12 protein-coding genes are annotated in these 14,026 nt (G+C 72.6%); 6 read left to right on the top strand and 6 right to left on the bottom strand.

All coding sequences use genetic code 11. From position 1 onward, the window contains the following. Positions 1-66 precede the first annotated feature (66 nt). The 5 genes from HQQ78_RS12555 to HQQ78_RS12535 all read left to right on the top strand — a co-directional run bounded on the left by HQQ78_RS12555 (position 67) and on the right by HQQ78_RS12535 (position 6,347). Complete coding sequence (locus HQQ78_RS12555; protein ID WP_173153661.1) at positions 67-1,212, top strand: acetamidase/formamidase family protein; 1,146 nt, start codon at positions 67-69, stop codon at positions 1,210-1,212. Then, positions 1,205-2,863 carry an AtzH-like domain-containing protein gene (locus tag HQQ78_RS12550; RefSeq protein ID WP_371740447.1) on the top strand — a complete coding sequence of 553 codons (1,659 nt, stop codon included), beginning with the start codon at positions 1,205-1,207 and terminating at the stop codon, positions 2,861-2,863. The genes HQQ78_RS12555 and HQQ78_RS12550 overlap by 8 nt, the downstream gene beginning before the upstream one ends. Before the next feature lie 111 nt (positions 2,864-2,974). Continuing rightward, the gene (locus tag HQQ78_RS12545; protein ID WP_123571496.1) at positions 2,975-4,177 is read left to right on the top strand and encodes an alanine--glyoxylate aminotransferase family protein; all 1,203 of its coding nucleotides are present in this window, start codon (positions 2,975-2,977) and stop codon (positions 4,175-4,177) included. Further along, complete coding sequence (locus tag HQQ78_RS12540) at positions 4,174-5,502, top strand: allantoate amidohydrolase (RefSeq protein WP_173153658.1); 1,329 nt, start codon at positions 4,174-4,176, stop codon at positions 5,500-5,502. Before HQQ78_RS12545 ends, HQQ78_RS12540 begins: the two co-directional genes overlap by 4 nt. Then, positions 5,499-6,347, top strand: coding sequence for a MurR/RpiR family transcriptional regulator (locus tag HQQ78_RS12535; RefSeq protein ID WP_371740448.1), 849 nt, complete (start codon positions 5,499-5,501; stop codon positions 6,345-6,347). The genes HQQ78_RS12540 and HQQ78_RS12535 overlap by 4 nt, the downstream gene beginning before the upstream one ends. 111 nt (positions 6,348-6,458) lie before the next feature. Here HQQ78_RS12535 and HQQ78_RS12530 read toward each other — a convergent pair whose 3' ends face one another. Further along, on the bottom strand, positions 6,459-7,340 hold the full coding sequence (locus HQQ78_RS12530; protein WP_173153655.1) for a manganese catalase family protein: 882 nt from the start codon (positions 7,338-7,340) through the stop codon (positions 6,459-6,461). 228 nt (positions 7,341-7,568) lie between these two features. Between HQQ78_RS12530 and HQQ78_RS12525 the strand changes: the two genes are divergently transcribed. Beyond that, positions 7,569-8,930, top strand: coding sequence for an ABC transporter substrate-binding protein (locus tag HQQ78_RS12525; protein WP_173153652.1), 1,362 nt, complete (start codon positions 7,569-7,571; stop codon positions 8,928-8,930). A 79-nt stretch (positions 8,931-9,009) separates the two neighbouring features. Here the strand turns inward: HQQ78_RS12525 and HQQ78_RS12520 are convergent, their stop codons facing one another. The 5 genes from HQQ78_RS12520 to HQQ78_RS12500 form a co-directional block, all read right to left on the bottom strand. Beyond that, positions 9,010-9,945, bottom strand: a complete 936-nt coding sequence (locus HQQ78_RS12520) for a carbohydrate ABC transporter permease (RefSeq protein WP_173153649.1) — start codon at positions 9,943-9,945, stop codon at positions 9,010-9,012. Then, positions 9,945-10,937 carry a carbohydrate ABC transporter permease gene (locus HQQ78_RS12515; RefSeq protein WP_216844335.1) on the bottom strand — a complete coding sequence of 331 codons (993 nt, stop codon included), beginning with the start codon at positions 10,935-10,937 and terminating at the stop codon, positions 9,945-9,947. Before HQQ78_RS12515 ends, HQQ78_RS12520 begins: the two co-directional genes overlap by 1 nt. 109 nt (positions 10,938-11,046) lie before the next feature. Then, positions 11,047-11,778, bottom strand: a complete 732-nt coding sequence (locus tag HQQ78_RS12510) for an MBL fold metallo-hydrolase (protein WP_173153646.1) — start codon at positions 11,776-11,778, stop codon at positions 11,047-11,049. 28 nt (positions 11,779-11,806) lie between these two features. Continuing rightward, complete coding sequence (allB, locus tag HQQ78_RS12505; protein ID WP_371740449.1) at positions 11,807-13,207, bottom strand: allantoinase AllB; 1,401 nt, start codon at positions 13,205-13,207, stop codon at positions 11,807-11,809. Continuing rightward, positions 13,200-13,925: a DUF1275 family protein gene (locus HQQ78_RS12500; protein ID WP_371740450.1), complete on the bottom strand. Its 726-nt coding sequence runs from the start codon at positions 13,923-13,925 to the stop codon at positions 13,200-13,202. The genes allB and HQQ78_RS12500 overlap by 8 nt, the downstream gene beginning before the upstream one ends. Positions 13,926-14,026: the final 101 nt, after the last annotated feature.

Here is a 14,026-nt window from a genome sequence, read left to right as displayed (position 1 = left end):
GATTTGTGAACAACTCGTTTCAGAGGGCTTATCGGGGCGAGGCGTCGACTCGCTACTGTGCTGGGCATGGCGATCTCCGAGGCGACCCCCGCACCCCCGTCGGGCCCCGTTCCCGCGACCCCGATCCTGCAACCCCTGTCGCCCGGCGACCGTGGCGATGCCCTCCCCTACGTGCCGGCGACACTCGCCACGACCCTGTGGGGGCGCTTGCCCTGCGCCTCCGACGAGCCCGTGCTCACGATCGACCCGGGCACGGCCGTCCTCATCGACACCCTCAGCCACGAGGGCGTGCTCGACGACCAGGGCCGTGATCCTCGGGCCTTCTTCGCCCGCCACGGGGTGCCCCCCGAGCACGTGCTCGACGACGCGGTCGCCCTGGCCGCCGCGAGCGACGACCAGCACGGTCGCGATCCGGGTGCCGACGGCCCGCACGTCGTGACGGGCCCCATCGCGATCCGCGGCGCCCAGCCCGGCGACGTCGTCACGATGACCCTGCTCGACGCGACACCTCGCGTGCCGTACGGCGTCATCTCCAACCGCCACGGTCGCGGGGCCCTCGCCGGCGAGTTCCCGCTCGGCGCCGATCCGGTCAGCGTCTTCGCGGCCGTCGACCACGAACCCGACGGCTCCCTGGTCGGCACGTTGCCGCTCGTGCCCGGTGCCGGTCACACGGTGCGGTTCCCGCTGCACCCGTTCCTCGGCATCATGGGGGTCGCCGTCGCGGGCGACGAGCGACCGCACTCGGTGCCACCGGGTCCGCACGGGGGCAACGTCGACATCGCCCTCCTGACCGAGGGCGCGTCCCTGCACCTGCCGGTCCAGGTGCCCGGGGCGCTCGCCTACGTCGGCGACCCGCACTTCGCCCAGGGCGACGGCGAGGTCGCGCTCACCGCAATGGAGGCCAGCCTGCGCGTGACCGTCCGGTTCGACCTGGTGCCGCGCGCCGAGGCCGTGGCGCTGTTCGGCGAGATCTCCGGGCCGCTGGCCGAGACCGCCGAGTCGCTGGTGCCGACCGGCCTCGACGAAGATCTCGACGAGGCGGTCCGCGCCTGCGTCCGAGCGGCGATCGACCTGCTCGAGGCCCGCTACGGCATGGACCGCAGCCTCGCCTACGCCTACCTCTCGGCGGCGACCGACTTCGACATCTCGCAGGTCGTCGACCTCGTCAAGGGCGTCCACGCCCGCATCCGCAAGGCGGACTTCGGTGGTTGACGCGACCGGTAGACCGCCGGGCCACCCCGAGGAGGCACAGGTCGGCTCGGGCACCGTCCCCACCTCGGTCGAAGGCGAGCTGCCCGACGGACTCCTCGGGGCGTTCGACGCCTACGAGCGCGCACTCGCCGCCGACGACCAGGCCGCGCTCGCCGCGGCCTTCGAACCGACCGCCACCGTCATGCGCGCCGACGCCGGTGGGCTGCTGGTGGGGCACGACGCGATCACGGCCTTCCGGGCGAGGCGCGGGTCCGGCCCTGTGCGACGGGTGGTCGAGTGCCACGTCCAGGTCGTCACCGCCGACGTGGCGACCGTCGTGTCGGTCAACGCCCCGGCCGCCGGGGGTCGTGGTGTCGTCACGCAGCTCTGGCGCCGCGATCCGGATGCCGGCCCGGGGGGTGCCCGCTCCTGGCGGATCGCCTCGGCCCAGGTGCAGGCGTCGCCGCCGGCGATCGACCGCCGGGTCTGGCGGGTCGTGGGCGAGCCGCTCGTCTCGGGAAGCCGAGGGGACGACCCGACCGGCACGGCGCCTCCTGCCCTCTCGGGCGAGACGGTCGCCGTGAAGGACTTGTTCGCGGTCGCAGGCCACGCGATCGGGGCCGGCGTGCCTGCCCGGCTCGCGGGTGCGGCCCCCGAGTCCCGGCACGCGGCCGCGGTGCAGCACCTGCTCGACGCCGGGGCCGACCTGCGCGGCATCGCGCAGACCGACGAGTTCGCGTACAGCATCGCCGGACGCAACTCGGCCTACGGCACCCCTCCCAACCCGGCCGTGCCGGGTGCGATCCCCGGCGGCTCGACCAGTGGCCCGGCGGCGGCCGTGGCCCTCGGGCAGGTGAGCATCGCCCTGGGCACCGACACTGGCGGATCGCTCCGCGTGCCCGCGTCCTACCAGGGGCTCTGGGGCATCCGCACCACCCACGGGGCGGTCGATCGCGCCGGGCTGCTCCCGCTCGCGCCGAGCTTCGACACGGTCGGCTGGCTGACCCGCGAGGTCGACACCCTCCGTCGGGCGGCCCGGGCGTCGCTGCCCCTGGCCGACCAGGTGTCGGTCGAGCCGTCGTACGTCGTCGATCCGCGGGTGCTCGCGTCGGTCGAGCCCGGCGTGCGCGCCGAGTTCGTGAGGGCTCTCGACGAGGCGACCGCCGCGGGGCGGGTCGAGCGTCCCGAGGAGGTCGTGCTGGGCGACGTCGCCCACCTCTTCGAGCTGTTCCGCGTGCTGCAGGCCTTCGAGGCCTGGCAGTCCGACGGCGACTGGATCACCGAGCACCCGGGCGAGCTCGCCGCCGACGTGTCGGCCCGCTTCGCGTTCGGCGCCACGGTCTCGCCCGGGCAGGCCGAGGAGGCGCGGGTCGCCTTCGGCCACGAACGTCGTCGTCTCGAGGCCCTGCTCGACGGCCGGGTGCTGCTCCTGCCCAGCGCGTCCTCGGCCGCGCCCGCGCTCGGTGCGACCGCTGCCGAGGTGGACGCAGTGCGCTCGGCGACCCTCGGGCTGACCTGCATCGCCGGCGTGCTCGGCGCCCCCGCCGTGTCGGCGCCGGTCCTCGAGGTGCCGCTCGCCTCCGGGCGGAGCGCGCCCGTCGGGCTGTGCCTCGTGGGCCCCCGCGGGGCGGACCTGTCCCTGCTCGATCTCGCGGCGACCTGGGCGACCTGATGCCCGCCTCGGACGGTGCCCGCCGAGTTCACCTGGTTGAAACACGGGTTGCGTAGGGTGGGACGGGTGAAACGCGTCTTCCAGCCGATCGACCCGCCCGCCCGCCTCCTGATGGGCCCCGGCCCGATCAACGCCGATCCCCGGGTGCTCCGCGCGATGTCGGCGCAGCTCGTGGGGCAGTACGACCCGGCCATGACCGCTTACATGGACGAGACCCAGGCGCTCTACCGCGAGGTGTTCCAGACCTCGAACGAGCAGACCCTGCTCGTCGACGGAACCTCGCGCGCCGGCATCGAGGCCTCGCTCGTGTCGCTGATCGAACCGGGCGACAAGGTGCTCGTGCCCGTCTTCGGTCGCTTCGGCCACCTCCTGCGCGAGATCGCGGAGCGCTGCGGGGCCGAGGTCCACGTCATCGAGGTGCCCTGGGGCCAGGTCTTCCCGCTCGAGACCATCGTCGAGGCGATCGAGCGCGTCCAGCCGAAGCTGCTCGCGGTCGTGCACGGCGACACCTCGACGACGGTCGCCCAGCCCCTCGAGGGGCTCGGCGAGGTCTGCGCCCGTCACGGCGTGCTGTTCTACACCGACGTCACGGCGTCGATCGTCGGCAACGCCTTCCGCACCGACGAGCTCGGCCTCGACGCCGTCAGCGCCGGCCTGCAGAAGTGCCTCGGCGGCCCCTCGGGCTCGTCTCCCGTCACCTACGGCGAACGGGCGGTCGAGGTCATCCGGGCCCGCACGTCGATCGAGGCGGGCATCCGCACCGACGGCGACACGACCAGCAGCCGACGCATCGCGTCGAACTACTTCGACCTCGCGATGATCTTCGACTACTGGGGTCCTCAGCGCCTCAACCACCACACCGAGGCGACCACCATGCTCTGGGGCGCCCGCGAGTGCGCCCGCCTCGTCGTCGACGAGGGCGTCGACGCCGTGGTGGCACGACACGAGCTGCACGGCCGCGCGATGCTCGCCGGGGTGCAGGGGCTCGGCCTCGAGACGTTCGGCGACCTCGCGCACAAGATGAACAACGTGGTCGCCGTGGTCATCCCCGACGGGGTCGACGGCGACCGGGTGCGCGGTGCCCTGCTCACCGACTTCGGCATCGAGATCGGCACCTCGTTCGGCCCGCTGCACGGCAAGGTCTGGCGCATCGGCACGATGGGCTACAACGCCCGTCGCGACACCGTGCTCACGACGCTCGCCGCGCTCGAGGCCGTGCTCCGCCGCGAGGGCGCACCGATCACGAGCGGGGGCGGCGTCGGGGCCGCCTACGACGTCTACCTCGACGCCGACCGGGCAGGAGGCGCGGCGTGAGCGACGAGGCCCGCCTCGTCCTCGAACGCTGCGACGCCCTGGCCGCGGTCTCGAGCAGCCCCACCGGCATCGAGCGCGTGTACCTCTCGCCCGAGCACGCCCGGGTGAACGCGATGGCCGGCGAGTGGATGCGACGGGCCGGCATGACCACCTGGCAGGACGCGGCCGGCAACCAGCGCGGCCGCTACGAGGGCACCGAGCCCGGCCTGCCCGCCCTGCTGCTCGGCTCGCACCTCGACACGGTGCCCGACGCCGGCCGCTACGACGGCATCCTCGGCGTGCTGCTCGGCATCGCCCTGGTCGCGCGGCTCGAGGCGTCCGGCACCCGTCTGCCGTTCGCGATCGAGGTCCTCGCCTTCGGCGACGAAGAGGGCACCCGTTTCGGCACCGCCCTGCTCGGTTCCCGCGCGGTCGCCGGCACCTGGCTGCCCGAGTGGTGGTCCCTGGCCGACGCGTCCGGCACGACGCTGCGCGAGGCCTTCGTGGCGTTCGGCCTCGACCCCGACCGGGTCGGCGAGGCCGCCTACGAACCGGCCGACGTGATCGGCTACCTCGAGACCCACATCGAGCAGGGCCCCTACCTCGAGGAAGCCGACCGGGCGCTCGCCGTCGTCTCGTCGATCGCCGGGGCACGACGTTTCGAGCTGACGCTGACCGGGGTCGCCGGTCACGCGGGGGGCGTCCCGTTCCACCGTCGGCACGACGCGCTCGCCGGGGCCAGCGAGATCGTCCTCGCGGTCGAGCGACTGGCCCGAGAGGCCGACTGCATCGCCACGGTGGGTCGCCTGCAGGCGTTCCCCGGCGGCGTCAACGTCATCCCCGGGCTCGTCGAGTTCAGCCTCGACCTCCGCGGCGAGCACGACGACCGACGCGACGAGGTCTGGGCCGGCATCCAGGCCGTCGCGGCCGAGGTAGGCGAGCGTCGAGGGCTGACCCTCTCGGTGGACGAGACCCACCGCGCGCCGGCCGTGGTGGCCTCACCGCGCCTCCGGGGGTTCGTCCGCGACGGCATCGTCGCGACCGGCGACACCGACCCGATGGTGCTGTTCTCGAAGGCCGGGCACGACGCCATGGCCGTCGCCGAGCTGACCGGGTGGGCCATGCTGTTCGTCCGCTGCGGCAACGGCGGCATCAGCCACCACCCCGACGAGATCGTCTCGATCGACGACGTGGCCGTCGCTCTCGACGCCATCGAGGCCGCCGTGCACGCGGTCGCGGCGGCGCATCCGGCGCAGGCGCATCCGGCGCAGGCGCACCCGGCGCAGTCGCAGGCGCAGGCCCAGGCCCAGGCGCGCCCCCAGACCCAGACGCCGGGGCCCACGTGAGCGACCAGGTCGAAGGGGCGGGCATCCGTGACCGGATCGACTCGGGCTACGGCCGCCTCTCGCCGCGTGAACAGCGGGCCGCCGACTTCATCCTCGACCACCTGGACGACCTCGCCGTCTACACCGCGACCGAGATCGCCGAGCAGAGCGGCGTCTCGAAGGCGACGGTGTCGCGCTTGTTCCGGCGGCTCGGCTTCACCGACGCCCAAGAGGTGCGCGACCAGGCGAGGGCGTCGCGGAGCCGGGGCGTCCCGGTCGGCCCGGCCCGCGCCTCCGGCGGCATCGCCGAGCACGCCGAGGCCGAACGTCGCAACCTCGACGTGATGCTCTCGGGGCTCGGCGACGGCCGACTCGAGCGGGCGGCCGCGCTGGTCGCCGGCGCCGAGCGGGTCGTCGTGGCGGGGTTCCGCAACAGCTACCCGGTGGCCCTCCACCTGCGGCAGCAGCTGGTCCAGGCACGGGACGACGTGCGCGTCGCGCCGCAGCCCGGCCAGTCGATCGGCGAAGAACTCGTCGGGCTCGGCGCACGGGACGTCGTCGTGCTGGTGGGGTTCCGCCGCCGTCCGGCCGGGTTCGCCGGCGTCCTGTCGGCGTTGGCCGCCCGCGGCGTGCCGGTCGTGCTCGTGGCCGATCCGTCGTTGCGGGGAGTCGACGTGACCGTGAGGCTCGACTGCCCGGTCGAGACCCCGGCCCCGTTCGACAGCTACGCGAGCGCCATGAGCCTCGCCGCCCTGCTGGCCGGGGCCGTCCTGGCCGAGACCGTGTCGGCCGCCCGGCCCGAGGGGGGTCGGAGCCGCGTGGCCGAGATCACGGGGCTCTACGCCGAGCTGTCCGAACTCGAGTGACGCGCGCCGTACCGGCCCGCGACGAGGACGCACCGACGCCCCCACGGCCCGTAGGCCGAGGGGGCGTCAGGGTGTCGGACGACCGGGTCAGCTCGTGGCGAGCCGGCCGGATCAGCTCTTGGCGAGCTTGTCCTTGACGACACCGACCGTCTTCTCGACGATGTTCGGCACGGGGGTCGTCCCGTACAGGCGCTCGTCGGGCTTGGTCGGCGCGGGGAAGGGCACGCCGCTCGTGGGGGCCTCCTCGTAGGTGAACTGGCCCTTGCCGTCGGGCGAGGGCCCCTGGGCCCAGGTGCCCTCGGACGCCGCGGCGCCGTCCGAGAAGTTGTAGAACTTGTACTCCTCGGTCTGGATCTCTTCGCTCATCGGGAAGTTGCTCGGGATCGGCAGCTCCTCGTGGCCCTCGGCCATCAGCTCACGGGCGGCGGCGACCCACTGGTTCTGGTGCGCCGTGTCGCGGGCCAGCAGGAAGCCGAGCATGTCCCGCACTCCCTTGTCCTCGGTCATGTGGTAGAGCCGGGCGACCTGGAGGCGGCCCTGCATCTCGGCGTTCGCGTTCGCGATGACGTCGGCCAGCAGGTTTCCGGAGGCCGTGATGTAGCTGCCCGACCAGGGGTTCCCGTTCGAGTCGACGGGGCGGGCGCCCGCGCCGGCGACGATGGCGGCCTGGATGTCGGTGCCGCCGACGACGGCCGCGATGACCGGGTCGTCCTGCACGGCCTTCTCGGTGGCGCCGACGGGCGCCTTCGCGAGCAGCTGCGAGATCATCGTGGCGATCATCTCGACGTGGCCGAACTCCTCGGCTCCGATGCCGAAGATCATGTCGCGGTACTTGCCCGGCAACTTGCTGTTCCAGGCCTGGAAGCCGTACTGCATCGCGACGGTGATCTCGCCGTACTGGCCGCCGAGGATCTCCTGCATCTTGTGGGCGAGGACCGCGTCGGGCTTGGTGGGTTCTGCTTTGTACTGGAGCTCTTGCTTGTGGAAGAACATGGGACTCCTATTCCCTCGGGGGCCGTGACCCCGGTGTCGGTCCAGGTTCTCTCCGTCCCGAGACGGGCGTCCGAAGTCTCGAGACCGGTTGACAACCACCGTCCGGATGCGTAGTGACGAGCACGACCTGGGGTCGCCGTCAAGGGGCGGACCCGGGTGCGCCTCCTCGGGTTGTATGGCGACGAGTGCCCCTGCGACGACGCGGGGCCGAGTCGACGGGAGTGGGACATGACCTCGAAGAAGAAGACGGGGGTGGCGGCCGCGACGGGGCTCGCGTTCGCCCTGGTGGCGACGGGCTGCAGCGGCGGCGGGCAGGGGGAGGCGACCGATTTCTCGACCTCGGCCTCGGGTCCGCTCGAGGCCTGGGCGTTCGACAACGCCGACGACGTCGGCGAGGCCCGCATCGCGTACGCGGCGGACGCCCTGCCCGACGTCGACGTCCAGCTCGACCAGACCACCTTCGACGCCCAGAAGTTCACGACGCGCGTGGCCAGCGGTGACGTGCCCGACGTCGTGCAGATGGACCGCAACTTCGTCGCGACCTACGCGGCCCAGGACCTGATCCAGCCCCTCGACGCCTGTTACGCGGCGAACGACGTCGACCCCGGCGAGCGGTTCTACGAGTCCGTCGCGGCGGACGTCACCTACGACGACCAGATCTGGGCCGTGCCGCAGTTCTTCCAGCCCCCGGCGATCATCGTCGACCGGCGCGTGCTGCAGGAGGCCGGCCTCGGCACCGACGACATCGACACGAGCGACCCCGACCGGCTCGTCGCCGCGGCCGAGGCGATGTACCAGGAGTCGGGCGGCGACCCGACCCGCCTCGGCTTCGACGGCGTGTGGGCGAGTCAGGCGGCCCTGTTCATCCTCGGTCAGGGCGGGCAGATCGTCGACGACGACGGGAAGCCGACCCTCGACGACCCGCGCAACGTGGCCGGCCTCGAACTCGAGAAGCGCCTGGCCGACGCCCAGGGCGGCTACGCGGTGGGCAAGAGCTTCTCGGACACCTTCGACACCTTCGGTGACCGCAACCAGTTCGTGGCCGACCAGGTCGGCGCCCAGATCGCCGCCCAGTGGTACGTGAGCGTCCTGTCGCCGTACCGCGACGAGGTCGACATCACGGCCGTCCCGTTCCGCGACGCCGACGGCGACCCGTTCGCCGTCGCCGGCGGCACGGCCTACGTCGTCCCGGTCGGTGCCGAGAACCCGGACGCCGCCTGCGCGTGGGCGCTCGCCCTCACCGAGCAGGACGCCTGGCTGGCCGCGGCGAAGGCACGGGCGGACTCCCTCGCCGAGACGCCGGGCGCCGTCAACGCCGGACTGTTCACCGGGTCGCCCGCCGCCGACGACGCCATCCGCCAGCAGTACGTCACCCCGAGCGGCGACCAGGGGTTCGACGAGACGATCGCGACCTACTACGACGCCGTGTCGTCCGGGACGACCGTGGGCGCGTCGCCCGCCGGGCAGCAGATCCAGAGCGACCTGCAGAACGCCGTCACGAGCTACCTGCTCGGCGACAAGTCGGCCGAGGAGGCGCTGGCCGACGCCCAGCGCTCGTCGCTGCGGGCGTACGAGCGCGCCGTGGGCTGACCCGCACCTCCTCGTCCCACCGTCAGGGGGTCACGTCCTCGACCGACGTGACCCCCTGACCCTTGCCCGGCCCGGACGCTCAGCCCTTGCGGGCCTGGGTCGAGACGCCCTCGATGAAGTACCGCTGGCCGAAGGCGAACAACACCAGCATGGGCAGCGTCACGAGCAACGCGGCGACCATGACGAGTTGGTAGTCGCCCTGGCCCCCGTTCGTCGGGCTGAACGTCGTCATCGCGTACGACAGGCCGAGCGGCACCGTGTAGCCCTCGACCCCGCCGCTGTTGAGGTAGATCAGGGCGGACTGCAGGTTGTTCCAGCTCGACTGGAACTCGAAGAGGAAGACGATGACGAACGAGGGCACGGCGAGCGGCATCGCGATGTGCCGGAACAGCCCGAGGTAGCCGACCCCGTCGAGCCGTGCCGCCTCGAACAGCTCACGGGGCAGGCCGCGGAAGAACTGGCGCTGCAGGAAGATGTAGAACGCCGAGCCGAAGAGGTTCATGCCGAGCAGGGGCACCCACGTGCCGATCAGGTCGAGCTGTTTCCAGATCAGGTACTGCGGCACCATGGTCACGGCACCGGGCAGCATCATCGTCGCGAGGACCAGCCCGAACAGGAACGACCTCCCCGGGAACCGGAAGTACGCGAAGCCGAACGCGACCAGGGAGCTCGACACCGTCACCAGCAGGGCGGCGATCAGGGCGATCGCGACGCTGTTGACCATCCAGGCGGCGAGCGGCAGGCGCTCCCAGACCTCGGCGTAGTTGCTCCACTGGACGTCGCGGGGCCAGAGCAGGTTGTCGAACACCTGCGAGCGGGGCTTCAGGCTCGCGGCGAGGAGCCAGGCGAACGGGTAGACGAACGCCAGGGTGCAGACGCCGAGCAGCAGCCAGACGACGACGCGGCCGACGGTCGTCCGCGGTCGCCTCCGACCCGGGGCGGGGTCGAGCGACACGGGGTCGGTGGTGACGGGCTGGACGAGACGGTCGGCGGTCTCGGCGGGCAGGACGGCCATCAGCGGTCTCCCTCGTAGTAGACGAATCGGTTGCTCAGCCGCACCTGGACGAGCGTGATCAGCAGGATGATGACGAAGAGCAGCCAGGCCATCGCCGACGCGAAGCCGAAGTCGAACTGACGGAACGCCTGCTGGAACAGGTAGACGCCGTAGAACAGCGAGGACTCGGGCGACGCGTTCGTCTGGTCGCGCCAGAACAGCAGGTACGCCTGGTCGAACACCTGCAGGGCGGCGATCGTCAGCACCACCGTGGCGAAGAAGAGCGAGCCCGAGATCATCGGGACCGTGATCGAGAAGAACTGACGGACCCGGCCGGCGCCGTCGAGCGACGCGGCCTCGTAGAGCTCGCGGGGCACGTTCGCCAGCGCGGCGAGGAAGATCACCATCGTGCCGCTGACACCCCACAGCGTCATGATCACGATGGACGGCTTCACCCAGGTCGGGTCGATCAGCCACTGCGGTCCGTCGATGCCGATCACCGCCAGGCCCTCGTTGATCGCTCCCGTGTTGCCGTTCAGCAGCAGCAGGAAGACCGCGGCGGTCGCGACCGCCGGCGTCATCTTGGGCAGGTAGAAGACCGTGCGGAAGAACCCGCCGGCCCGTCCCGACCGCGCGAGGAGCAGGGCCAACGCCATCGCCACCACGATCTCGAGGGGCACGGCCAGCACGGCGTAGAACAACGTGTTGCCCAGGGAGCCCATGACCCGCGGATCACGGAACAGCTCGGCGTAGTTGTCGAAGCCGACGGGCGTCGCCGTGTCCGTCGCCAGCCGGTAGTCGCTGAACGAGATCACCAGGCTGTAGAGCATCGCCCCGAGGGTGAACACGCAGAACCCGACGATCCAGGGGCTGATGAACAGGTAGCCCGCGATCGCCTCGCGGCGTCGCATCGAGGAGGCGCGGGTCGGGGCGGTCTCCGGCGTCCGGCCTCGTGGGCGTCGGCCCGGTGGGCGTCCGGGCCTCGCGGTGTCGACCGCGTGGGCGTTCGTCATGGTGGGTCCCCTCCGGCAGCACGGGCGAGCGCCGTCGCGCGCCTCGGGTGCGTCCTTCTCAGGACCAGAACAGCACCGTTCGCGTCGGGAGGACCGCTTCTCGGGGTCGTCAGTGCACGAGGGCCGGGCCGTGACCCGGCAGCACCACGCGCGCGCGGCGGTCGACGAGCCGACCGTAGGTGCGCCCCGCCTCGGCCAGGTCGGAGTGGAAGATCGGGTGCAGCATCTGCACGCCGTCGAGCCGCGAGGTCGGGTGGCCGGTGACGAGGGCGTCGCCCGTGACGAGCACGTCGTCGTCGGGCAGCGCGAAGACGGTGTGCCCGGGGGTGTGGCCCACGGCCGTCGTGGGGACGACGCGATGACCGCTGAACGTGCGGGTCACGCCGAGCTCGAGCGGCAGGACGTCGGCCACCGCCACGTCGCCCAGCCCACCCGCGCGCACCGCGTGCAGCACCCACCGGGCGAACCGCGGCTTGTACAGGTGCGGCAGCACGTCGCGGACGCCGACCTGGTGCAGCTGTTCGCGCGTCACGTTCGGCACCTCGGCGGGTGCCGCGAGGACCTCGAACCGGTGTCGCCGGCGCAGGGCGGTGATCGTGCCGATGTGGTCGCTGTGCCCGTGCGTCACGAGCACCGACGTGAGTCGGGCGTCGCCGTGGCCCGTCGCCGTGGCCACGGCACGCAGGGACGACTCGACCAGCTCGTGGTCGGCCGGGTAGCCCGCGTCGACCAACGTCAGGGTGCCGTCACCCCCGAGGATCGTCCAGTTCGACGCCGGACCCTGGACGAAGTGCACGCCCGGTGCGACCTCGACGGGAGCCGCCGCCTTCTTCGGGCTCACGCCGCGCCCCCGGCGTCGGCGCAGCCCCTCACGAGGCGACCCCGGTGTCGGGGCGGACGAGCAACCGTGCAGGAGGCGCGCTCGGCCCCGCCAACCGGCCGCCCACCCACGTCGCCGCGACCTCGCCGAACAGGCGTGCGTCGTCGTACGCGGTCACGGGGTTGCGGTGTGAGAGGTCGTCGACGTCGATCGTCACGGGCGTCTCGGGGGCGAAGGCGACGAGGTCGGCGTCGGCGCCGACCGAGATCCGCCCCTTCGTCGGCAGGCCGACGAGCGCCGCCGTGCCCCGGGACATCCATCCGACGACGGCCTCGAGGGGGATGCCGCGCTGCCGTGCCCCGGTCCACACGGCGCGGAAGCTCAGCTCGAGGCCCGAGATGCCGCCCCACGCCACGTCGAAGTCGCCGTGTGCGGCGTCGGGGCCGCCGGCGAACTTGAGCTCGCGGGTCGACGGCGAGTGGTCGCTCGCGACGACGTCGATCGTGCCGTCGACCAGCGCCTGCCAGAGCAGTTCGCGGTTGGCCTCGCCGCGGATCGGCGGGCAGCACTTGAACTGCGTCGCCCCGTCGCCGATGTGCTCGGCGTCGAAGGTCAGGTAGTGCGGGCAGGTCTCGACCGTGAGTCGCAGCCCCTCGGCCTTGGCCGCCCGGATGGTGTCGAGCGCCGTCGCCGACGAGAGGTGCAGCACGTGGGCGCGTCCACCCGTGGCGCGCAGGGCGTCGACCACGTGCTCGATCGCCGTGCGCTCGACCACGTCGGGACGCGAGCGGACGAACGCGTCGTAGGCCGCGCCTCCTGCTGCGGGCACCTCGGTCGGGGAGGACGCGGCGGCGTCGAGGCCGTCGGGGTCCTCGGCGTGCACGATCAGCAGGCCGTCGAAGACCGCCAGTTCGGCCATCGCCTGGTGCAGCTGCTCGGTCGACAGGTGCGGGAACTCGTCGACCCCCGACGGCGAGAGGAAGGCCTTGAACCCGAAGACGCCGGCCTCGTGCAGCGCCCGCAGGTCGCCCGTGCCGAGGTTCGCCGGGATCGCCCCGCCCCAGAACCCGACGTCGACGACCGACTGGGGGCCCGCGGCGGCGCGCTTCTGCTCGAGGGCGTCGACGGTCGTCGTCGGCGGGATGCTGTTGAGGGGCATGTCGACGATCGTCGTGACGCCCCCGGCGGCGGCGGCACGGGTCGCCGTCGCGAAGCCCTCCCACTCGGTGCGTCCGGGCTCGTTGACGTGCACGTGGCTGTCGACGATGCCGGGCAGCAGCACCTGTTCGTCGGGGAGGGTCACGTCGACGGTGGCGTCGACCTCGTCGGTGAGGCCGCCGATCGCGACGACGCGGCCGTCACGGACGGAGACGCTCGCCTCGCGCCAGGCGCCGTCGACCCACGCACGACGGGCCCGGACGACCAGGTCGTGCCGCACGGCGTCAGCCACGGGTCGCCCCGGCCGCCTCGGCCTCGCGCGCCTCGAGCTCCCTGCGTCGCTCGCGCAGGAGGTGCCCGGTCAGTGCGACGAGCAGCGTCAGCCCGCCGGCGACGCCCATGCCCACGCCGATGTGCACCTGCAGCAGGAGGGCACCGACGCCCGCACCGGCGAGGATGAGCACCACGGCGAGCACGCGCCGGGGGAAGTTCTTGCCCGTGCCGCCGGCGAGCTTCGACTCGGACGCGAGCCCGACGATGGTCGACGTGACCACCACGGTCGTGACGTCGGCCACGGCGATCTTGCGCGCGGCGGCGGCCTGCAGCCCCATCGCGGCGCCCAGCAGGCCGGTGATCGTGAAGGCCCACGGCGTGTTCTCTTCGGGCACGACGAAGAAGGTCGAGATGCCGAGCCCGAGCAGCACACCACCGGTCACGCCGAACGAGGTCGTGCTGCGGCCCGACCACCCGGCACGGCCGCCGCGCAGCACCCGGCCGCCGATCGCCGCTCCGAGCAGGAACGCGGCCAGGGCCACGATCGGGCCCACGATCGGCAGACCGTCGGCCTGGGCGATGGCCATGCCGAGGATGACCACGTTGCCGGTCATGTTCGCGGTGAACACCCGGTCGAGGCCGAGGTAGCCGACGGCGTCGATGATGCCGGTGGTGAACGTCAGCGTCAGCATCATGACGAGGTGCATGCGCGCCTGGTTGCGGCGGAACTTCTTCACGGGGGTCCTCAGGTGCTCGGCGCCGGGGCACGGCGGGGCGGGCGAGTACGGCGACGTCGGCGCATCGGTTCTGCCGTCGATCGTATTGTCGCTGCTCGCTC

Source organism: Frigoribacterium sp. VKM Ac-2859 (assembly GCF_013204925.1).
Lineage (GTDB): Bacteria > Actinomycetota > Actinomycetes > Actinomycetales > Microbacteriaceae > Frigoribacterium.
Note: the sequence above shows the minus strand (reverse complement) of the source record. Positions and strands in the feature narration are given on the sequence as shown.